The following is a 22,314-nucleotide window of genomic DNA, read 5'->3' on the forward strand; positions in this document are numbered from 1 at the left end:
CACTGAAGAACTTGTAGTTTTTCGGAGCAGTTAAGAGGCACGAATCAAAAGACGACCTTCAATTCCCAGCATTTTGGGGTGAGGGTCGTCTTTTCATTATCTAAACAGGCCTCTATGGTTGGTTTCTTACTTCATCAGCTTCAATATTCGCTTTAGATTAACCGTAAATATGGCCATTGCGCCTTGGAGCTCCATCCCTAATAGACCCGAGGATGTGGCTACATCATACCCGTGCCTGTGTTTGAGCTCACTCTTCTTCGCCTCAACTTTGTAGCGTTCCTTTGCCTTCTCCTTGAAGTACTCACTTTCTTGAAACGCCATTTGTTCGGTGTGCTCGGCGGATTTAATACTCACCGAGTAGGTTTTGCTTTTCGCTCCTTCGGTATAGCACCCGTCCTTGAAAGGACACCTCTTACACTTTTCCACATCGAAGAAGGTATCAACTTGGTTTGTACCGACACCTTTCTTACCGTTTCGTGCTTTCCGAATTGCCATATGGCCAGCCTTGCAAACATACATTCCCGCATCCTTGTTAAACTGGAACTCTTCTTCATGCTTACGGTAACCATGCGTTATGGACGGGTTGAGCTTAGAAACAAGTTCAATGGCATTTTCTTTAGTGTACGCGATGTTATCTTTTTCCGAGTACGCCGTATCTCCAATGACTGTTTTGACTTCCATACCTGTTGCCTTGCTTTTTTCGATCAGTACCTGCAATTGCTTGCCATCATTTTTTTCGCCTGTCGTTATAACCGCGACGGTAATAATTCGTTCCTCAGTCATGGCAATATGGGTTTTGTAACCAAAAAACGAGGAATCCGCACTCTTATTGACCCACCATTGCATCCTGGTCTTCCGAGATCCGCAATTGCTCAAGATCATCTGCGACTGTTTCTTTGAGCAAATTTAGCGGTTCCTTTATCTTAGGCAGCGCACAGACGCCGCTTTCCGCTTCAATTACGTCGATGAGTTTCTGGCAATAGGCGATTTCGTCCTCCAGTACATCGCTCGTATTCTTCGTTGGGAACTTGGCTTTGAGAGATTCGTCGACCTTGTAGATGGCCTTCCTCAGTTTTCGAGAACGATCTTGCAGGATTTCCCGTGGGGATTTCTGATTGTAACGAGCTTTCGTATGCGTCGCATCGACAATGATCGCTTTGCTTTGGATGATACCCTTTTCGATTGCGATTTCTACTGTTTTGTTGATCAACATGTCAAGTAGGTTCAGGTCCTTTAGCCGCAGCTTTCGGAACTTGGTTAACGAACTGGAGTCAATCACCGACTCTTCCGGTGCCATGCCAAGAAAATACTTGAAGGACATGTCGTACCTCGATCGCTCGACGATGTCAACGTCGGACAGCTCAAAGATCGCTTTCAAGAGCAAGTATTTGAACATTCGAATCGGGTCGATTGCATTTCGGCCGTTATCCAGACTGTAGCGCTCTTTCAATTCTTCATATACAAATGAGAAGTCAATCAGTTCATTGATCTGACGCAACATATTATCCTTAGGAATAATTAAGTTATAGAGTTCTATATAGGGACTTAAAGTCATTGATTGTTGGTGTTGAAGAATCGCATTCACCTACTCGGTTTGATGCCTTAATTATACTAAAAAAAAAGGTACAGCCCCCTAAAAAAATTTGAGGAATTGTACCTTTTTAGTTTTAGAGGACTTTTTCAGTGGCCTCGCTGCGGCAGCTCCTTTTGTTAACTTTTTTGAATAGCGGAAAGTGCGGGTTAAGGGCCCTTTCTCACACGCAACGGCGCTCAGGGTAAACACAGCTTGATGCGGGCAGCGGAAAAAGTGATTTAATACGGGTTTATAGAGTCCCAAAATATAGAAAATAGTGAGGAAAAACGGATTTTTACAGTTGCCGGCATCTTCAATAAAGGAATAATATGGTTGCAGCAGCGGCGGCCGAACCTTTGAGTATGAGATTGAGGGGAAGCGGCCGTTACCTTTTAGCGGTGATCCGATGAAAATTAAGGGAGGTGGTGTATCAGGCACAATGATGGAAGGAAGAGGGAGCGGGTACCGGAAGCAAGGGCAATTGGTGGTCCATAGCCGAGCTGAATGTGTACGTCGCGGACGAATGGAGCGTACGTCAAACGCTGAATACCGTTTCGGGACGCCCACAGCCGACAGCATTGTCTCAGGGTACCAGAATATATGGATTCAAGCGAGCGACCTGGACAATATTCAAAATATGGGTCTTAATTTCGTCCGCGTTCCGATTTATTGGGAAGTTCTAATGAATCGCGACGGCTCGATGAAATCGGACGGCGATTCCTTCGGCAAACTGGATTGGCTCGTCTCCCAATGCCAGCAGCGAGGCATTTATGTGCTGCTTGATCTGCACGGCGTGCCGGGGAACGACGACGGCTGGCAAAGCGGTGGACGTACCGGCGCAAACGAACTTTGGACGAATGCCACCTATCAGAACTGGACGACACAAATTTGGCAGCGGCTGGCCGGGCATTATGCAGGCAATCCGACAGTAGCCGGCTACGACCTGCTGAACGAGCCCGTAAGCAGCAATTCGAATCTTTCGATCAGCCAGTTTTACAACACGCTTTACCAAGCCGTTCGGGCCGTCGACCCCGACCATATGATTTACATAGAGGCTTTCCCTTATTGGAACAGTATTGTATCTCCCTCCACGTACGGTTGGACGAACGTCGTTTATGAGCTTCACAATTACGATTGGAACAGCAGCGATTATAACAGCCAATCTTCCTCAATCAACACATGGTTCAACGATATCATTTGGCACCAAAACAACTGGAACGTGCCGGTTTATTCCGGAGAATTTACGCTTTTCTCGTTTAATGATCTTTGGGAGAAATGGTTATCCGGTCTCGATACGCTCGGCGTATCATGGACGAATTGGACCTATAAAGTGACAAGCGGCGGCAACTGGGGCTTGTACCAAAACAATACGAATCCGTATCCGGATGTGAACAACGACAGCTCCGGCACCATCTCGTCAAAGCTCAGACAATTCGGCACAAGCAGCTTCCAGGCGAATACAAGTCTCATCAATATCGTGAAAGCGTACAGCCGCCTTCCGGGCGCGTCCAGCATCATGGCAAAAGCGAACAATAATTACGTTTCGGCCGATAATGCGGGAGGAAGCCCTCTCATTGCCAACCGTCAAGTTGTAGGCACATGGGAGAAATTTATCATCGTAACCAATGCGGACGGGACGGTTTCGTTCCTGTCCATGACGAACAACAAGTATGTCACGGCTGACATGAACCAAGGCGGCAAATTGATCGCCGAAGCTCAGGGTATCAACTCCTGGGAGAAATTCACCAAGGTTACGAACGCGGACGGCACGGTTTCGTTTCAGGCAAAGGCGAACAATCAATATGTCAGTACCGATTTGAACAGCGGCTCTCCGACGTTAATCGCGGACCGTAGTTCAATCGGCGGCTCCTGGGAAGCGTATACAATCGCTTCGGCGCGTGATCCATTGCTAAACAAATTATTTTATTCGGAGGAACGGACATGGGCAAATTAAAAAAATCTTTGTTGCTGCTGCAGGTTTTGGGTTTGAGCCTCGCTTTCGCGCCGGCCTGTCAAAGTGCGGCACAAGCTGAAGCTGCAGAGTCAAAGCAAGTCTCAAACGGCGATTCCGTGCAGGTTTGGTTGACAGACGTACCGTCCGACACGTGGATTGACCGCCAACATGATGTGGCATTCAGACCGAAGCCGGCGGATCAGCCGCTGACGATCAAGGTCGACGAAAACCGCAAATATCAAAGCGTGCTTGGTTTTGGTGCGGCTCTGACCGATTCCTCCGCTTGGCTTATCGGGAGCAAGATGTCGGATGTTCAGCGCACAGAGCTGATGAAAAGCCTATTTGATCCCAAGGACGGTATCGGCCTTAGTTTACTCCGCGTTCCGATGGGTGCTTCTGACTTCTCAGCATCCGGGGACTACTCCTACGACGACATGCCGAAGGGAGCAGCGGACCCGACACTGTCCAATTTCTCTATCCAGCATGACACCGCGTACATCATTCCGCAATTGAAGCAGGCTCTCTCGCTCAACCCGTCCGCCCAAATCATGGCTAACCCATGGAGCCCGCCCGGTTGGATGAAGACTACCGATTCCATGGAAAAAGGTACTCTTAAGAGCGAAAACTATTCTGTGCTCGCCAACTATTTTGTGAAGTTCATACAAGGCTACGAAACCAACGGTGTGCCCGTTTCGTACATTTCACCGCAAAATGAACCTCAATACGCCGGCGGATATCCCGGTATGATCCTGTCCGCTTCACAAGAAGCGCAGCTCATTCGGGACATCGGTCAGGCGTTTAAGGCTAACGATATTTCCACGCAGATTTTAGCTTGGGACCATAACTGGGATGTGCCCTCGTATCCGGAGCAGATTTATAGCGATCCCGCTGTCTCCCAGTACTCCCCTGCCACTGCATGGCATTGCTATGGCGGCAACGTGGCCGTGCAAAGTCAAGTCCACAACGACTATCCGGGTAAAGGCGCTTTGATTACGGAATGCTCCGGGGGGACTTGGCAAGGCGGCGACCAGAAAGCGTTTCAGGCTACAGTCAATACGTTGATTATCAATGGTATGCGAAATTGGGCGCAGGGAGTCATGCTGTGGAACCTGGCGCTCGACCTCAATCACGGCCCGACCAACAAGGGGTGTCTCACTTGCAACGGATTGGTTGCCATTGATCCGGCCAGCGGACATGTAACCTACAATGCGGATTACTATGCGCTTGGCCAGGCCAGCAAGTTTGTGCAGACCGGAGCCTATCGGATTTACTCGAATACCTTCGGGGCAGGAAGCGTAGAGGATGTCGCGTTCGAGAACCCGGACGGATCGAAGGTGCTGATTGCGTATAATTCGGGGAACAGCGCGAAGACCTTCAGCGTTGCGGACGGAACGCGATCGTTCGACTACACCTTGAACGCCGGCGATGCCGTCACGTTTAAGTGGTCGGGACCTCCGCAGAACGGCAATCATGCACCCGCAGCGACCAATGTCCCGGATTCTGCACATGACTTTACATTTCAGTCACTGAAAGGCTCCGCATCCGATCCGGTCATTGTCACGTACGATCCGGCTTTACCGGCAAACGGGAATTCCATCCGTACCGGAAATAGCCTGATCACATATTCCCTTCCGTTCGGAGCTTCTATCCAGACCGCAGGAACGGAGACCGTACTGGACCGCAGCCGATGGACCGTCACGGCGTCCTCGAATGGGGATGCGCCCACGAAAGCTATCGACGGCAATCTCTCCACAAGGTGGACCTCGGGGCACGGGCTGACGAATGGCGACTGGTTTCAGATCAATTTGGGGACCAAGACGAGCTTCAATCAAATCGTCCTTGATACCGGCGCTAACAGTGCCGGCGACTACGTTCGTCAATATCAGGTATATACTTCCAACGACGGCGTCAATTGGGGCAGCGCGATTGTAGACGGTACCGGGAGCGGCCAAAAGGTGGCCGTCACGTTGCCGGCCCAGACGGCGCAGTTCATTCGCATCGTCAATACCGGGTCGTCCGGAAGCTGGTGGTCCATCGGTGAAATCAATGTATATGCAGCTTCGAATGGAACGGATTCCGGTTCGATTGTAGGGCCGACTGCGGTATCAAACAGCCTACAGTCACAGGCCTGGACCAGCCCGGAAGGGGCGCAGGTTGACGTAGTCTACAACGGAACCGACAGCAGCCAGAGTTTCCCGATATCCACCGATAGCTCCGTAACCTATATACTCCCTGGCGGGGCTGCAGCGATGTTCACAATTACGAATACGTCAAGCCTCCGGCAACCGGCCATAGGCAACTTGACGCCGAACGCAGGCATGGCAGGCCAAACGATTACGATCAACGGTGCGAATTTCGGTAACGTACAGGGTCTGGGCACGGTGAATTTCGGGTCGACCCCGAGCTCCATACGGAGCTGGTCGGATTCGAGTATCGGCGTTATGGTTCCGAACGGACTTCTATCGGGAACGGTTACGGTTTCTGTGTATGGAAGCAACGGATTATTCGCAGGGAAATCTTCGTTCACCGTCAAGAATCCGCCTGCGTTGCCGCGAACGGGTTGGGTCGCGACGGCATCGAATGTAAGTCCGTATGGCGATGTGCCCGGAAACATGCTTGACGGTAATGTTAACACTCGGTATAGCTCCGGAACAGGGCAGCACAATGGTCTCTGGATAACGGTGGATATGGGGCAGCCGCAAACATTCGACGAAATTGCGATGGATTCCGGCACGAGCGCGGGTGACTATGCGCGGAGCGCAGATGTGTACGTGTCCACGGATGGAACCAACTGGACTAAGGTTTCTACCGTAAATGGAAACGGCCCAGTGGAAATAGCCGCCTTCCCTGTGCAGACTGCGCGCTATATCAAGGTCGTCAACACTGGCAGTTCGGGAAGCTGGTGGTCCATCGCAGAGTTTAACGTGTACAAAAGCTGAGGTTTGGCTAACGGAGCAGACGCAGAAAAAAGAGAGTTGAATCTGCCCCGGCGGCGGTATATGATGTCTTTGACAACCGAATAGACACGGGAGCTTGGTGAAGCCAGGCTGAGAGGATAGCCGTTATGCTGTCGACCGTACAACCTGATCTGGGTAATGCCAGCGGAGGAAACGTCTTAGCCTTTGTGTATACAAAGACCGCTTGTTTTCGTGAGGCCACTGAAAAAGACACGTTTTTTCCGTTAAGCATTGATTTTCAAGTTTGATGTGGCGGAAAAACAGCAAAAAGATCGTTTTAAGCCATCTCACAGGCTAAAAACGGTCTTTTTGCATCTTAGAAAAAAGCCGATAGGACTTTTTCAGTGGCCTCATGAAAAGCGTGGCTTCTTTTTTTGAAATCGAATAGAGAACTTCCTATTATGAATTCTGTGATATAATAAGGCTATGCGAAGGACGCTACATAAGTGTCCTTCGTTTTGTTTCTAAAGCTATTCTTGAGGGGAAAGCGCGTATGCAAAAGCTGCACATCATTCTTTCGTTTATTGCCACCTGCACCTCCTGCAATCGTAGGAATGAGATCGTCATTAAAGACTTCGGATTGTTAACTTATACCGACTTGGAAATGAAATTAGGGGAGCACGATTACACCGTATCACCCATCAAATGTACGAAATGCAATACCTTCACTCTTCCATCGATCATGCGGATGTTTGACAAATTACAAAAGGTTGTAGTTTCGGAAGGGAAGATAGGCATTGATGTTCCGGTAATCAACGGAGATAAGGGTGACTTCGTATATTCGAGAACGGAAGAAGAACAGGCAGAGATCGATCGGGGGATTGCAAAGTGGAAGCAGCACGCCGAGGAACACGCTGAAGCTTTCTGGCAGGCTTTTGAGGATTATTCTGCTGCACATTGGAACACTCTTTTGATGGAGCTCTCGAAGGAAGAGTATGAGTCGGCCTATCATGGATGCGGATTGGCTCTTCTTGGACCAAATGCATCGGTTTTCAAGTACAGACAGGATTCGAATAAGCAGTTAACGGATGACTGTTTAAAACGGCAATTTTGGCGCGCTGCGAACGTTATGATGTATGATCGCTTCGTCACTATAGGGATAGAAAGTTGGAATATAAAGAAGGATATCAAATTGTTCGGTCGGGAGAGGGTTCGTTTCCTCATTCTACACCTACCCATACCTGAAGAGCTAGAGGGGCTGAGGTCACAGGCAATTGGCGAGCTCATAAAAAGGGAGAATACGGATCAAGCTTATTTGTACCAACGTATTGAACAACTCTCCAACCGATTAGAACAAGCAAATGGAAAGGCGAATCGTTACCGGCAGGAGGTAACCGATCTCAATGTCAAGCTAGCAGCCGCGTATGATACGATTGAGGATCTGAAATCATCGAAGGTGGAAGTGAGACAAGAGACCGGACAAACTCAAAAAATAGCTAGGTTAAAGGCGCTTATAGCCGATCTTCGCCTAGAGAATCGTGAATTGCGTGAAAAGCTCCCTTTGAACGACTCCACTCCGCCGGGAATTGAGGTGGAACGGACCGATCCAGCAGAACAGATCGTAGAAGCTGACCTCAACCTTTTACAAGGTAAAACAGTGGCTTTCTTTGGCGGCTGGAAAAAACAGAACGATAGCAATAATCCATGTACGGTGTTATTTCACGATGCCAGAAAGCAAGATCCCGAGTTTTATCGTATTTTACGTGATGCAGAATTCTATGTAATCTTATGGGAATTCATTTCCCATGAATCCATGTGGGAGATTCGTGAATATGCAGCCGATCAAGGTAAGTCGGTTCATTTCGTCAAGGGCATGAACATCGAGAGAGGTCTAATGGCCATTGTGAGTGGCATGAATCATCGAAATTACTGAAAAATACATCGCAACGCCAGCCAAAACTATTGATACAAAAGTAGATACGTATGAGATCGCTGTCATTAGTTGTTCTTTCCAAATAAATGCAATACCACAAGCATAAATTATGCCTGCCGTTAACCAAAACCAATCTTTATTATTCCATTTCAAGTCTGTCACTCTCCCCATACCATATATTGCATGATTCAGGGATAAGATTCAACAAATTTTTACATTTTAATTAATATTCTTCTTTCTGAAGTTCCAGATCAATCTCAATCAACTTTTTCAAATCCTCAACCGACTTGATCTCAATCTGTCCATCCTGGAAATCTTTCACCCAGCGAGCAATGCCTGCCTGAATGATCTTACGGTACTTTGACTTGGATTCCAAAATTCCTTCAATCAATGCGAGCTCATGTTTAATAAGCAGCTCTTCTTTATCTTTGTTCGTATTTTCATCTTTCAATTGCGAACACTCCCAACATTCGTTAGAATAGATATGAGATCATGAGTTCGTATAACCGTGGTCACGGCAAACATGATCTCACCGGGAGTGCTCCGGTGACCGAGGAGGACGTTAGCGCGTCCTTCTTTTTTATAACTCTATTATGATCTAGAATGATATTAGGGCATCAAAAAGACCGCCAAATCAAGTGGCGGTTTTTGTGTTTGTTATTGAGCTAACTTCCGGTAGCTTGGTGGGGTCACCTCACGAAAGTTCAGCGAAAGCTGCTGTTCACAAGATTTGGGACCACCTTGGTTCTAGTCTTCCTAAAAACTGTTTACATCGTTTGCAAAAGAACCGAACAATGGTTTGAAATTAATTTTTTAGTTGATTAACTGATCTTTTAGGAAGAACGATAAGTAAACCAATTTCCGCGAGAATTAAAAAGATGTAATAACACCATGAGTTATTAAGGTTATTTGGATAGATTGCTCAATGTCTTTAATTTTGTCTTGGTAACCACTAGGAATTTCTACAGTCCCCTTAGCTAATGAATAACTAGGCATGACCGGATGTGGAATTAATGATAAATCAAGATCTTTCGCAATTTGATCATATTCAGACAGTTTGCCGTTAACTTCCTTACTCTTATACTTTTCTTCAATCCTTTTAGATTGTTCCTCCTTAATCTTTTTAGCATCAATGTCTGCTTGTCTATAGGCTTCATTCTGCGACTTTCATTTTCTGCAGCCACTTTTCTAAGGTCATCCTGGTAGGCTGCAGATGCATTCTTCTGTTCATTTTTTACTTGTTGCTTATCTGAATTCAACTTAAAGAAAAAAATACCTGAAGAAATCAAGGTAAGTGCTATACAGCCAATACAGATTAACATGGATAATTGCCGCAATTTCAAAAAAAATCCCCCTATTAAAGCGCAGTAGGTATGGTGAACCCCGATAAATTTATTTCTGCTAGTCAATCGATACAGTCAGAACAAACAAAAACTTCTCAACTACCCTCTAGTGAGCTTTCCCCAACATCTATATTTTTATCTTATGCCCCTCCATGCTGGGTTTATCCATGTTGCCCCTTAATGTACTCATCATATGTCATTTTCTCTAAGTCACGTAATTTCAACTTTTTTAAACGAAATTCAGAAATAATTACATTGATATCACCATTTGTCCAATAGCCATTTCCTGTTGAATTCCCGTTATTCCCATTCATTGAATCAGAGGAAACCATATCGGGTTTAGACGATGTAGCAAAAACAATTCCTGCTGCAGTTACACCATAATAAGATGCTGGAGTTATTTGATTAAGACTACGATCTAACCCCCACGAACTACGAAAATTCGGAGCATTAAAATCGACTTGCGCGGAATGACCTACTGTCGGCTGATTTTTTATCTTTCTCTCGTTATTTGCAGGAAAAGTTGGAAAGAACTTATTTACCGTTTTATATGTTTGTATCTGATCATCTAAATAGACTAGATTGTCTCGTAGTTTTCCTTGCTCAATCCTAGTCTGCAGGTCATCGACACCTTTATTGAATTGTGCTACAGTACCTGGCTTAAGATTATGCGTGTCGAGTTTCTCCCCACTAGATACATTTAACGATAACTCTTCGCCTTTTAAAGTTCCGGTGAAGATTGTACCATTTGGAAATTGGAGACTAACTGTGCCATCACTATGTAACCCAGTGAATGATCCGCTATCTCGATTCAGAGAGGACTTGCCGTCTTTATCTGAAATAAGATTGACCATCTGTAGTTGACCTTGGATTTTCTTATCCACCTCAACCCAATGTAAATACATCGCTTTGTCTTCACCGACATAAACATACTCGTTTTTACTTGGTTGCTGGTAAGAAGCCGATTGCTTAGCATTATCCTGTTTAGTTGTCACTGAAGTAGTAGCTGCGTCCGAAGTTTTTGTTGATAATGCTTTACTATCTAATGAACAAGCTTGTAAAACTAACAATGTAGATGTGACTAATGCTAATGTGATCAATTTACTATTTCTAAACATACGGCCCCCCTAGCTTAAGAACTTTGCCGGCTGCAAGGGGAACTGTTCCAAAGATGATCTCATTATTCCGATTTACGAGCTCTGGGGGTTTAAGAACGGAAGCGACAATGTTCGGGATGCCTTTATCCTGGCACAAATTGCTAGGGCAATTAAAGAAACAATAAAGCTGAAAGCTTTTCAAAGAGATGTCATTAAAAAAGTGAGAGGAAGATAGCACATGGCCTACATCGAAGCAAAAGGTGTTCTTGTGAATGCGAATATGAAGAAAGGTGGTAAGCTTCTTATTCAAATTGAGGTCAACGAGGATTAGAGAATAGAGAAGATTATTTTCATCTGTGGAAGATGATTGAAAAAAACGTTCGTTTTTCTTTGGATAATTTAGTCGTTGCTTATAACGTGACGGTCAATGCTAGGACGAACAAGCCGATTCGTGAATATAAAGTTGATGATAACGGTGTTGTAACAGAAGTGAAGTCAGAAGGTGAACAAGCTGAAATGGATCTCGGCATTCCTGCAGATAAAGTACCCACGAAAGAAGAGACCGAGGAAACCGATCGTAAGCTTATTGATGAGTTTATCTGCAGTGGTCTTGCTCCGCAGTATGAGGATTTGCCTTTTGATTTTCAATTCATTCTTAAACGCTTTTATGACGGCACAAGGTATGCCAAGATTGCTGCTGATCTGAATATTACCCTCGGCGAGCTCTCCGTGATGCTGGACGAGTACCGAAAAAGAGTAGCTCCTCTAGCTAAGAAGTGGGATGACTGGCGACAGAATCAGGAAACAACGGTAATAGACAAGCCTGAGGAAGCGGTTGCTGAAACTGTGGCTGGTGAGGTAGTTGAGTTTATAGAACTAGGGGACCGAAAGAGTAGTGGTAATGATGAAAAAGATCCTAGTCCGGATAAAGAAGACAAAGGCACTCAAATTGGCAAAGACGAGTTAGAGAATTTTATATTAGGTGGTTATGGTCCAACATTCGAAGATTTGCCCTACGATTTCAAAGAGCTCCTCACTCGTAAGCGTAATGGTGAGACATGGATGGAAATCGCACAGTCATTGAAAATAAGTTCAAGTAAGTTGTCTGCTGATTGGAGTGAGTACAAAAAGCGTGTGAAGGCTTTCTTAGATGGAGAAGAGAACGGAGCCGCATAAACAAAGAGGGAGGAAAAAGAGATGAAATGGAAACAAGAGCTTTTGTGGGTTAAGCGAAATGATCAAGGTGTAGCATTGCGAATTGAGGAAGAGCGGCCTGAAGGAGTGCCGGATGATCAGTTTTGCGAAGAAGACGAACCCAATAACGGTAAAGATGATGAGAAAGAGAGGCAAGCTGGTTTTTAACGGAAAAACAAATGCCCAAAGGCATCCAACCTTTGGGTATTAGAAAAATTAGACTGGTTTTTTATGGTTCATATAAACACCGACTATAGTTGCAATTGTAGCAACACCGTTACCGATTGCATTTATCTCATTATCGCTAATTATGTCTAAGCCAAAAGCATTAAGAATTAATTTTGCAGCACCTAATAAACCAATACTTAATGAAAGATAGTTAATTTGCATATATACCACCTCCAACTTCTAAGAGATGATATATTCTATGGAATTTTTGGTAGAAAGATAGGACGGATTAATCACGGATATTAATACATTTTTACCAAGTGAGCTTCAAACTCTTTTTTACCTGTGATCGCAAATTTCTTTAATATATCGTTAGTTTTGTCGGGATTGGTTGTATCAATACCTAGTTCAACCCCATCCCATTCAATCCATTTTATATTAATTCCAGCAGCATCAATTGCACATACGATTTCACAAATTTGATTCATAATCCTCCATGCTCTTGATCGGTTTTAAGCAGCTTTAAAAGAGTAACATATTCAAAATCAAATGTTTATCGAAATAAGGTTGTAGAAAAATAAAGGTTTTTAGCAAGTGAAGAACCTAATGAAGAAGGGAAGTTGGTTTAATATGACAATTAAATCCGCAGATAGTTTCGCTGCATTTGCTTCGTTAAATCGATATTTTGCACTTATTCAAAGTTCAAAACCTACGTTACAACAAGCAGAAGAAGCGATTATTTGCTTATGTGAGATCTATGGGGCTGCCAATGAAAAAATATTGTTAGAACGTGGTGATACAGAATTAATTGAAACTTACAAAGAGATAAAATCTAAAATTATGAAAGAAGTAATCTGATTAATAAAAAGATCCCCCATCTCCTAGCAAGAATCACGGGGGATCAAACATACGTTCCTGTTACCTATATTAACACACTGCGGAGGTGTGAGGGAATGGGAGCAATGATTTATCTGATGGATACAAACAAACGGCAGCTATGTTGAGAAAGCTGGCTGCCGAGAAAACAAGTAAGATCAAAGAAATTGAGCAGCATGAAGATAACAAATGTATGGAGAGTATTCTTGATAAATAATATGAGCTTTCAATACTGCAGGCTGATCGGCGAATTATTAATGAGATGGTTGCTGATTGTGATTGGACGATTGAGTGGCTCGACAGTGGGCGCCGGCCTGGGAATAAGCGGGGGATTGAGCGGCGTGCCGCATATCAACGAGAGAAGTTAATGGATCCGGTCCGGATGCAGGCTTATGTCTCTCAGAGTTCAGCCGGCAGTCCTGCAAACCTCTCAGATTGGCAGAGGTTTCAGATTGAAGATGCTTTGTCCAGGCTTAGTGATTGGGAGCGAGAATGTTATGTCCTGGCACATGGGGAGTGTTTTTCGTTTAGTGAGATCGCCGGGATGCTTGGGGTTAGTAAAGGATCGGTGGAGGTGTATGTGACTAGGGCTCAGAAGAAAATATCGGAAGATTTGCAGAACAGCCTATTCCTTGTGGGATAGGTTTTTTGTGTAAATTTAATTAAAGTAATTACCATTATGTGCGATATTTCCAAGATTAAATTTAACTAAGCCCGACTGATAGTCAACATTAACTATGTAATATCAATGGTGTGACAAGAAAGACTTTTAGATCATACCTGTGGAACTGCCCTCCCTGCAACAATTATAGAGGGCTAACTACAGACTTAGGGAGAATGTAATGCTTTTCCGAAAAAAATGTCAGAAGATTGTGAAAAATGGGCATTTTGTTTGATTCAATCCATATATTTATCATTGTAGAATCAAGAAGAAACTGGAATTTAATTTTTCTTTTGGGAGGATAATAATGAAAAAATGGTTACAATATTTTTCGGTTCTGGCATGTGCTTTTTTATGTTTTTTGTGCATAGTCGGTTTTTCTTCGGCGGCGCCGCTTCAGGACGCACATCCGCCTATTCATATCAAAAATAACGGTGCCACTCCTAATTATCAAAATGGTTTTGCGCCTGCGCAAATCAAAAAAATGTACGGTTTGGATCGGTTATCTTCTACTTATACTGGAGCCGGACAAACAATTGCCATAATCGATGCATACGGCAGTCCGACAATCGTGAACGATCTCCAAGTCTTCAATACTCAGTTCGGCCTTCCTCCTGCAGACCTTACGATTGCTTATCCGAATGGAAAACCGAGCAAGACAGATGGCGGCTGGGCGCTGGAGACATCACTCGACGTCGAGTGGGCGCACGCGGTAGCACCACAAGCCAAAATCTTGTTAGTCGTTGCGAAGTCGGCGACTCTTTCCAATTTGCTTGCAGCGGTAGATTACGCAACCTCTCATGGAGCGCAAGTCGTATCGAACAGTTGGGGCGGTTCCGAATTTTCCAGCGAAGCTAGCTACGATTCACACTTCCAACGCTCGGGAGTCGTATACGTCGCTTCGTCGGGAGACAATGGCTCTGGTATGTCCTGGCCCGCCTCGTCGCCTTATGTGCTATCTGTCGGTGGGACAACATTAAATGCCGATTCGACTGGAAGTTATGTAAGCGAGAGTGGTTGGTCAGGTTCGGGAGGCGGTGCGAGTTCCTATGAATCAAGGCCTAGTTATGAAGATATTTGGCAAACCGTTGTAGGTTCGCATCGAGGGTCCCCGGATGTTTCGTGGGATGCCGATCCGAACACGGGAGTTGCCGTTTACGACAGTACGTCGTACTCGGGACAAAAAGGATGGTTCCAAGTCGGCGGAACGAGTTTCGGAGCGCCTTGTTGGTCAGCCATGATCGCTCTTGCCGATCAAGGACGCAGTACTCCATTAACAAATTATAAGGCAATTGCAAATTTATATAGTATTGCGGGTGCTACCGGCTCTTCAGGCTACACAAATGATTATCACGATATCAGCACAGGAAGCAACGGAGGCTATTCCGCACAGGCTGGATACGATTTAGTAACAGGTATCGGTTCTCCTAAAGCCGACCTTTTGATCCCAGCGTTAAATATATCTAAATAAGTTTTATTGGTATTCAACCAGGATGAATCCTACATTGTTCGAAAAGTGATATTTAATACTTGAATTTGAGTCGCAGAAATGCGGCTCTTTTCTATAGTAGGATGGCCTATTCTTTGTGGGATAGGGTTTTATGTATAAATTTAATCATATTAATTACCAATATATGTTACGATAAGACTAGAGTGTTCGACTAAAAAGCTGATTGATGTATTTTTATAAATTCTGAGATTTGACGCTAGGTGAAATCTTGGTAATGTTAATTTATTAACTTTTAAAAGTAGGTAAAGTATTGAGGGATTTAGGAGACGTTATTCAAGATGGCTATGATTTGCTTAGATCAAAACCATATGTTTGGGAAGGTAAAGTCTTTTCCAGTTGATACCGGAACTCCATTACTAGATGCTCGGTACGTGCAACCTCGTTGCGTTCAATTGCCGAAAACTGCGAAGCTGTGCGCTACGAATTTCCGCATTTTTGCCATCGATGACCATTCCCTCATCCTCGAAGACTCCGAGGTATAGACCATCCTCTCTATGCGTCAGCTCAGAGCGAGCAATATTTAGATTGTTCTGAGCCCCTATTAAAGAGATTTCTGCAGTTGCAATAAGCTCCGGTAATACAAGTAAACGTTCCGAACGAGTGAACTAAGGCTACTCTTTGATGCGGGAATTGTGATATAATCATACTAGGCGAAAGACGCATGATATAGGGCGTCTTTCGCCCTTTTTGCGTAAGAAAGGGGTATTATCGTTGCGACAGGGCATTATTATAGCTACAGGTAATGAAGGGCTCGATGAGCTCATTAAGGCGGATCTGGAAGAAGCCGAGATAGGAACGGTTGTCGCGAAGGTGACGACAAGAAACACGCTCGTTAAGAGGTTTATGGAAACGGAAGCTGCCCTGATCTTTATCGGTGAAGAATTGATTGGCGAAGAAAGTACGGATGATGAATGGGAGCGAACTATCGGTGAACTGAGAAGAATCAGTCTGCAGGTTCGCATTGTCTATATGTGCCAACGGCCTGCCGATGATATGTTCCTCACGAAGCTCACCACCTACTCTGTGTACGACATATTCAACGAAGGGCAACTTCCACCCTCCTATGTAGATCAGCTACAGAAACCACCAGCGTATAAAAACATAGAGAAATTCCGTTTGAACGTTGAAGCCGCAGTGAACCAAATGGCGGAAAAGTCCCGGGAGCAGAGAGCCGAAGAGATCATTAGCCAGGGTGTCAATGAGAAGAAGCCGAGGGTGATCAGAGTTGTAGAGGAGCGGGAGAAGAGAGTAGAGGTTCCTGTTTATGAGCAGGTTTACATTCAACCCCAGCTGATTGTCGTGGCTTCTGCATTTTCTGGAGCGGGTTCATCGATCTTTAGCCGAATGTTTGCGGAATACATACGGAGCTTTGGTCTGCTCACCGGAATTGTTGAGTCCCCTTATGCACAAATGTCGTGGTTTGAGCTGTTAAACGGAACTAAAGTCCTTCGGGATACGAAGCAAGGACACCTCTGGAAAAGCTGGCATCGGCAGATCGCGGAAGGTGAGTCTGTGGAGCCAGGTACGGAACTAACTTCGAACGGAGTTGGATATATGATTCGGCACCGTGAAGACAATTTTGGGGAAACCTGGGGTTTAATGCATACGGCCCACCTCGTGGGTTTCGCAAGACATTATCCGGTGTTGATTTATGATTTGAGCACAGGTCTCGGAGATGAACGGGAAAAGATTATACTCCGACAAGCCAACAAGGTCATCTTGGTCAGCGGCTATGACCCGATCCGAGTCAATCGAGAACATGCCTCCTACAAGGAGATACTAGCGATTACCGTTAAAGGAAAATTGATCGTCATCGCCAATAAGACGACGCCTTGGCTGCATAAGGAACATGTAAATAGCTTGCAGCAGGCGTATGGAGTGGACCACATCTATTCTATGCCTCTAGTAACTTCGATCCCTGATATCTATATGAGTTCAGAATCCTTTTGGGAGAGTTCCTTCACAAAAAGCGATGTCCGTGAATCGGTTAAGGCGACTTTCGAAGAAATTGCAACGGAGCTTTTTACGGCAGATTTAATGAAAAAGCTGGTACCGAAGGAGAAACGAGGGTTATTGAGTCGGATCACAGGAGGATTTCGTAGGGATCACCTTCAAGCTGCTGTTGTTAATGAACAAGATGATAGTCCGGCGTAATTGAAGTCTGTTTTACGACATAAACAACTAAATGATAGCATTATAACAAGATCTAGCAGGCTGCCGGTGATAAATTCGGTGGCCTATTCCGCTAAAAGGGCAGATTTCCACAACAAAAATACTACCGTTCTAGGGTAAACTATGCTCGATTTTTTGAGTCAGCCCTAGGAGGATGGCGACTATGAACTCGCTTAAAGCCTGACAAGGTCATTCCATGAAACTGCAGCATTGAGAGGTACTAAACATGAAGAAATTCCTGCCGAAATTCCTGCTTATCGCCTGCATATTCGCGGTAGCTCTTGTATTTGGTTACTATTTCAGTAAATGGCTAGTACCAGATTAAGCGGAAACTACCTGTTGGCGGTGTTTTAGCGTAATGCGCTTACATGATAAACTTTACTTCGAACACCAATCATCGTTCATATCCTTTACGATGCAAAGGCGATATACATAACGAGGATTCTTCAAAAGGATTATTTATAAAGAAAAACTTATATTTTATTCACGGCATTTACATTAAAATCCATATACTTCTTCTGTCATATGCCCCGATCAAATTTCCCTTCTATCTTGTACACTATTATATTAGTGCTTTGTAGGAGGTGAAAGTAAGGTGAGTAAATCACACAAATGTAAGGAATGTGGCCATAAAGATTGCAAATGCAAAGGAAAAAAAGGGGAAAGAGGGAAACGAGGACATCGCGGACATCAAGGTCCTCCAGGTCCTCCAGGTCCTCCAGGTCCAGTCATCATTCCAACTGATCAAAGATATTTTTATATTACAACTTCAGATATTCAGACCCCTGTAGCTATCCCAGCTAATCAATTCACAAACGATAATGGGACATTAACAACCACATTTGCAAACCTCGGCCAAAATAGCTACAGTAATCTTTACATCAATGGAATCTTGCAAGAAGGCAGTTTATATACCTTAAATGTAGGTACCCTAACAATTAACCTCAACAGTAGCACTATTTATACAGGCACACCAATTATTCTCGAAATCGTTGCATTCTCGGCACAAATAATCCCTTAAAATGATGAAATGTACTCAATTGATTGGCCCTTCCCTTTTTCTATCATTAGCATAATCTAATTGAGAGAAGGAGGTGGAAAAAAATGCCAATTACAAAACCCTTTATGGCTGCCAGAAGATTTAATGCTACAGTAGCAGACGGAACGGGAACCGGCGCTGCATATAATATTCTTGCAACAGCCACCACCAATGACGCCGGTGTTGCTGCCACAGCCTTTCCAACTGCACCTGCGTATTATAATCTTTACATTAATGCACTGCTTCAAACAGCTGATACTTCAACGGCTACCACTACTGCTATCACTATTCCAGGCGGTGATGCACTCGATCCTGCGACTCCAATTGTAATCGAATTTGTTGTAAACTAATTTTCTTTATTGACGAGAACAATTCTTATTATTTTGGATTTTCTTCATTGAACTAAATCGGAAAAATGATTTTGGTCACTCCTTGACGAGCCCGCATACGCCTAAAATCTTCAAATCATTAAATAAAAAACAATAGACAAGTCTGGAAATAGATAGTAAGTTAAATCTAGTATCGGAAGCACCGGACAAACAAAAAGCCCGAGGGAATATCGAGGCCACTGAAAAACTACTGTTTTCTAAATTAGATAAATTCTATATTTGAAAAAGACGACGCTTGCCCCGCACTTTTGGGAGTAAGCATCGTCTTTTTCGTTATGTTAAGACCTGTTGGTTAGTCATTGAGTTTCAGGATTCGCTTTAGTTTCACAGCGAATATGGCCATTGCACCTTGGAGCTCCATGCCTAATAGACCCGAGGATGTGGCTACATCATACCCGTGCCTGTGCTTGAGTTCGCTGTTCTTTGCTTCAATTTTGTAGCGTTCCTTCGCCTTTTCCTTGAAGTACTCACTTTCTTGAAACACCATTTGTTCCTTGTGTTCGTCAGATTTCTTGCTCACCGAGTACGTCTTGCTTTTGGCTCCATCTTTATAGCAACCTTCCTTAAACGGACATCTCTTGCATTTCTCTACATCGAAGTAGTACGTATCGACTTGGTTTTTTCCAACACCTTTTCTCCCTTGTCTTGCCTTTCGAATTGCCATATGGCCCGCCTTGCACACATACATACCCGCGTCTTTATTAAACTCAAATTCTTCTTCCTTCTTCCGCGCCCTGCGTAATCTGCGGATGTAACTTCGCGACCAGTTCAACATTGTTGTCTTTACTGTAAGCAATGTTCTCCTTCTCCGAATAGGCGGTATCACCAATTACGATTCGCACATTCATTCCTGCTGCCTTGCTCTTTTCGATCAGCGTTAGTAATTGCTTTCCATCATTTTTTTCACCTGTTGTGACGATTGCTGCTGTAATGATCCTCTCCTCGGTCATCGCGATATGTGTTTTATAGCCGAAAAACGAAGAATCCGCGCTCTTGTGACCCACTCGTGCATCCTGATCTTGCGAGATTCTCAGTTGCTCCAAGTCATCTTCCACCGTCTCCTTCAACAGATTTAGCGGCTCAGTAACTTTGGGTAATTGTGCGATCCCAGACTCTTTTTCAATGATGCGAATAAGCTTTTGGCAATAGGCGATCTCGTCTTCGAGCACGTCGGAGGTGTTCTTTGCTGGGAATATTGCTTTCACATGGAGCAATTCAGGGGTTGTTGATTTGGGGGATGAATTACTTATATTTGACGCTTTTTCAACGATGATAGGCTAATTGTTGTACATAGTAAGCGAACCCTAAAGCTGTTATTACCATTTCAATTAGATATGAATGTATTTGATCAATGGAAGCAAAGAGATAGCAGAATAGCCATTTCAGACATACCAAATAAGGAACTAAACAATTGAATTTGTTATGGTTATAGACTTTAACGAGATTAAATTCATAGATTAATAACAAATGTAAGATGTTGCCCAAAGGTAGATAACCTTGAGGGTAGCCTCTTTTTTTATTATTTCACACTGTGTAAAGACGCATTTACAAGATTAAAGATACAATTGTGAAAACTATTCGAATATTTACATGAATGAGGCAGTATCTACATACCAATTGGTAACGATTGTATTTACCATACTGTCGAATCGTTGTATTATTAAAAAAAATGTCGAATTTTGGGAGGAAATAGATAGGGGAAGTTTAGGAAATACTCCTATTGAAATGATAAAGTCCTGACACTCAAAAAAACTACGAATATCAAAAAGGAGATTTAAAGCAAATGTTTAAAAACATAAAAATCAGTATGAAAATTCTAATCTTAATTACAGTATCTGTCTTATCATTAGTAGTAGTAGGATTATTCAATTGGACTGTAATGAACCAAATGAATAAAAATACCACCGATATGTACCAAAATTCACTGCTTCCTGTGAAATGGATAAATAATATTCGTTCAAATTATCACGAACAGGACTCTTACATTTTAGAACTTATGATTAATACTGATAATAATTTAAATCAAACATTTGTGGGAGAAACCACTAATTTGGAAGGTCAAAGTGACTATTTGCTTTCAAATTATAAGAAAACTAGCTTGACTCCTGATGAACTAGAAAAAACAAAAGAATTAACAGACATAACACAAAAAATACAGGTTGAACGTAAAAAAGTAGTTGAACTGGCTGCACAGAATAAAAATCAAGAAGCTTATGCAAATTACGTGAAAATCCTTTCTCCTCTCGATCAACAAAGACATATTATTTTACAAAAAATATCAAGTCTTAGTGAACAAAAAGCACTTGATTTGAATAACTCCAATATTAAAAATGCGGTAACAACTAGAATGATTTTCATTATAATTTTCGTCATTAGTCTTCTTGTTTGCATGGCAATAGGTTACTGGATTATACGGTTAATAACAAGACCCATTCGAGTTATGCAAAGATTAATGGAAAATGCAGCATCGGGCGATTTGACGGTACATGGTGATTATGTATCAAAAGATGAGATAGGTTCATTAACCCATTCATTTAACGCTATGATTGATGGCTTAAGAAATCTAATGAAAAATATTAGTGAAAATTCACTAAGTCTTTCAGCCATGTCAGAGGAATTAAGTGCATCAGCTGAACAAGCAGGACAAGCAGCTACACATATTACAGAGTCTATACAAGAAGTTAGTGCAGGAACAGAAAAACAACTTGAAAACGTCCAAACAACAGAAGAGACAATTGGACAAATGTCGATTGGGATCAATCAAATTTCAAACTATTCACAGCGTATATCAGAAAAAGCATTTCTTGCATCAGAATCGGCAATAGATGGTAAACAAGCTATTAAGCAATCTGTCGTACAAATGAATGTTATCCAGTCGTCTGTGAGTAATGCATCTCGATCAATTACTGAACTTGGAGAAGAGACAGAAAATATCGGAACAATTGTAGAATTCATATCTGATATTGCTGGTCAAACCAATCTTTTAGCTCTCAATGCAGCGATTGAAGCAGCAAGAGTCGGTGAACAAGGTAAAGGATTCACTGTTGTAGCTAATGAGGTTCGCAAACTTTCTGAACAAACGTCAAATGCAGTTAGCAAAATTTCTGATTTTATTGAATCGATACAAAGTAAAGTTAAAGCTTCTGTTGCAGATATGGAAGTTGGAACAAAAGAAGTTGCTGAAGGAACCGTTGTTATTAATGCTGTAAACAAATCATTTGACAAAATTTATAATGTTATAGGTGAAGTGACAAGTGAGATTCAGGAAATATCTTCATCGGTACAACGGATAGCTGTAGGAACTGAAGAAGTTGTAAAGTCATTCCAAATAGTGTCAGAAATTGCTTCTGTTTCAGCAGCGGAGACACAAACGGTTTCTGCTGCAACAGAAGAGCAGCTTGCATCCACAGAAGAAATCGCTGCTTCTGCAAACTCTCTATCCAATATGGCAGAGGATTTACAATCTTATGTGAGCCATTTTAAGGTGTGAGTAGATATATCAGAGTTT

General features: G+C 43.4%; 17 protein-coding genes, 3 pseudogenes and 1 riboswitch. Of the genes and pseudogenes, 13 read left to right on the forward strand and 7 right to left on the reverse strand.

Going from position 1 to position 22,314, the window contains the following annotated elements; all coding sequences use genetic code 11:
• Window positions 1-126: 126 nt before the first annotated feature.
• Window positions 127-1,576 (reverse strand): annotated as a pseudogene (locus tag BLT91_RS16815) (IS1182 family transposase).
• Window positions 1,577-1,979: 403 nt separating this feature from the next.
• Here BLT91_RS16815 and BLT91_RS16820 point away from each other — a divergent pair.
• From BLT91_RS16820 to BLT91_RS16830, 4 genes and pseudogenes are all read left to right on the forward strand, one after another.
• On the forward strand, window positions 1,980-3,527 hold the full coding sequence (locus BLT91_RS16820; protein ID WP_254776991.1) for a cellulase family glycosylhydrolase: 1,548 nt from the start codon (window positions 1,980-1,982) through the stop codon (window positions 3,525-3,527).
• Window positions 3,515-4,762 (forward strand): annotated as a pseudogene (locus BLT91_RS33885) (glycoside hydrolase); the annotation flags it as partial. The gene BLT91_RS16820 and the pseudogene BLT91_RS33885, both read left to right, overlap by 13 nt.
• Before the next feature lie 9 nt (window positions 4,763-4,771).
• Window positions 4,772-6,466 carry a discoidin domain-containing protein gene (locus BLT91_RS32910; RefSeq protein ID WP_254776992.1) on the forward strand — a complete coding sequence of 565 codons (1,695 nt, stop codon included), beginning with the start codon at window positions 4,772-4,774 and terminating at the stop codon, window positions 6,464-6,466.
• Between the two features lie 77 nt (window positions 6,467-6,543).
• A riboswitch (TPP riboswitch) is annotated at window positions 6,544-6,655 on the forward strand.
• A 322-nt stretch (window positions 6,656-6,977) separates the two neighbouring features.
• Window positions 6,978-8,357, forward strand: a complete 1,380-nt coding sequence (locus BLT91_RS16830; RefSeq protein WP_090822957.1) for a hypothetical protein — start codon at window positions 6,978-6,980, stop codon at window positions 8,355-8,357.
• Window positions 8,358-8,580: 223 nt separating this feature from the next.
• Here BLT91_RS16830 and BLT91_RS16835 read toward each other — a convergent pair whose 3' ends face one another.
• The 3 genes from BLT91_RS16835 to BLT91_RS16845 all read right to left on the reverse strand — a co-directional run bounded on the left by BLT91_RS16835 (window position 8,581) and on the right by BLT91_RS16845 (window position 10,818).
• Complete coding sequence (locus BLT91_RS16835; protein ID WP_090822959.1) at window positions 8,581-8,808, reverse strand: hypothetical protein; 228 nt, start codon at window positions 8,806-8,808, stop codon at window positions 8,581-8,583.
• Window positions 8,809-9,367: 559 nt separating this feature from the next.
• Window positions 9,368-9,700: a hypothetical protein gene (locus BLT91_RS16840; protein WP_090822961.1), complete on the reverse strand. Its 333-nt coding sequence runs from the start codon at window positions 9,698-9,700 to the stop codon at window positions 9,368-9,370.
• 161 nt (window positions 9,701-9,861) lie between these two features.
• Window positions 9,862-10,818 (reverse strand): hypothetical protein, encoded by a 957-nt coding sequence (locus BLT91_RS16845; protein WP_090822963.1) that lies wholly within the window; start codon window positions 10,816-10,818, stop codon window positions 9,862-9,864.
• A 342-nt stretch (window positions 10,819-11,160) separates the two neighbouring features.
• Between BLT91_RS16845 and BLT91_RS16850 the strand changes: the two genes are divergently transcribed.
• Together BLT91_RS16850 and BLT91_RS31710 are read left to right on the forward strand one after the other, a co-directional pair.
• The gene (locus BLT91_RS16850) at window positions 11,161-11,973 is read left to right on the forward strand and encodes a hypothetical protein (RefSeq protein WP_090822965.1); all 813 of its coding nucleotides are present in this window, start codon (window positions 11,161-11,163) and stop codon (window positions 11,971-11,973) included.
• A gap of 21 nt (window positions 11,974-11,994) precedes the next feature.
• Window positions 11,995-12,159 carry a hypothetical protein gene (locus BLT91_RS31710; protein ID WP_175532355.1) on the forward strand — a complete coding sequence of 55 codons (165 nt, stop codon included), beginning with the start codon at window positions 11,995-11,997 and terminating at the stop codon, window positions 12,157-12,159.
• 48 nt (window positions 12,160-12,207) lie between these two features.
• Here the strand turns inward: BLT91_RS31710 and BLT91_RS31715 are convergent, their stop codons facing one another.
• A complete protein-coding gene (locus BLT91_RS31715; RefSeq protein ID WP_175532356.1) occupies window positions 12,208-12,381 on the reverse strand; it encodes a hypothetical protein in 174 nt (57 codons plus the stop codon).
• An 80-nt stretch (window positions 12,382-12,461) separates the two neighbouring features.
• Window positions 12,462-12,647, reverse strand: a complete 186-nt coding sequence (locus BLT91_RS16855) for a hypothetical protein (RefSeq protein ID WP_090822967.1) — start codon at window positions 12,645-12,647, stop codon at window positions 12,462-12,464.
• A gap of 142 nt (window positions 12,648-12,789) precedes the next feature.
• Between BLT91_RS16855 and BLT91_RS16860 the strand changes: the two genes are divergently transcribed.
• The 6 genes from BLT91_RS16860 to BLT91_RS16890 all read left to right on the forward strand — a co-directional run bounded on the left by BLT91_RS16860 (window position 12,790) and on the right by BLT91_RS16890 (window position 18,767).
• Window positions 12,790-13,017, forward strand: a complete 228-nt coding sequence (locus BLT91_RS16860) for a hypothetical protein (protein ID WP_090822969.1) — start codon at window positions 12,790-12,792, stop codon at window positions 13,015-13,017.
• Window positions 13,018-13,267: 250 nt separating this feature from the next.
• On the forward strand, window positions 13,268-13,678 hold the full coding sequence (locus BLT91_RS16865) for a sigma factor-like helix-turn-helix DNA-binding protein (RefSeq protein WP_302847504.1): 411 nt from the start codon (window positions 13,268-13,270) through the stop codon (window positions 13,676-13,678).
• A gap of 325 nt (window positions 13,679-14,003) precedes the next feature.
• Entirely contained in the window at window positions 14,004-15,167 is a 1,164-nt protein-coding gene (locus BLT91_RS16870; protein WP_090822974.1) for a S53 family peptidase, read from the forward strand.
• A 726-nt stretch (window positions 15,168-15,893) separates the two neighbouring features.
• Window positions 15,894-17,360, forward strand: a complete 1,467-nt coding sequence (locus BLT91_RS16880) for a hypothetical protein (protein WP_175532357.1) — start codon at window positions 15,894-15,896, stop codon at window positions 17,358-17,360.
• 613 nt (window positions 17,361-17,973) lie between these two features.
• Window positions 17,974-18,399, forward strand: a complete 426-nt coding sequence (locus BLT91_RS16885; RefSeq protein ID WP_090822981.1) for a DUF4183 domain-containing protein — start codon at window positions 17,974-17,976, stop codon at window positions 18,397-18,399.
• Window positions 18,400-18,482: 83 nt separating this feature from the next.
• Complete coding sequence (locus BLT91_RS16890) at window positions 18,483-18,767, forward strand: DUF4183 domain-containing protein (protein ID WP_090822983.1); 285 nt, start codon at window positions 18,483-18,485, stop codon at window positions 18,765-18,767.
• Window positions 18,768-19,098: 331 nt separating this feature from the next.
• Here BLT91_RS16890 and BLT91_RS16895 read toward each other — a convergent pair.
• Window positions 19,099-20,011 (reverse strand): annotated as a pseudogene (locus BLT91_RS16895) (transposase); the annotation flags it as partial.
• Between the two features lie 578 nt (window positions 20,012-20,589).
• On the opposite strand from BLT91_RS16895, the gene BLT91_RS16900 reads away from it, so the two are divergent.
• Entirely contained in the window at window positions 20,590-22,296 is a 1,707-nt protein-coding gene (locus BLT91_RS16900; RefSeq protein ID WP_090822985.1) for a methyl-accepting chemotaxis protein, read from the forward strand.
• Window positions 22,297-22,314 lie beyond the last annotated feature (18 nt).

The sequence above is a fragment of the Paenibacillus sp. yr247 genome (assembly GCF_900103825.1).
Classification (GTDB): Bacteria; Bacillota; Bacilli; order Paenibacillales; family NBRC-103111; genus Paenibacillus_E.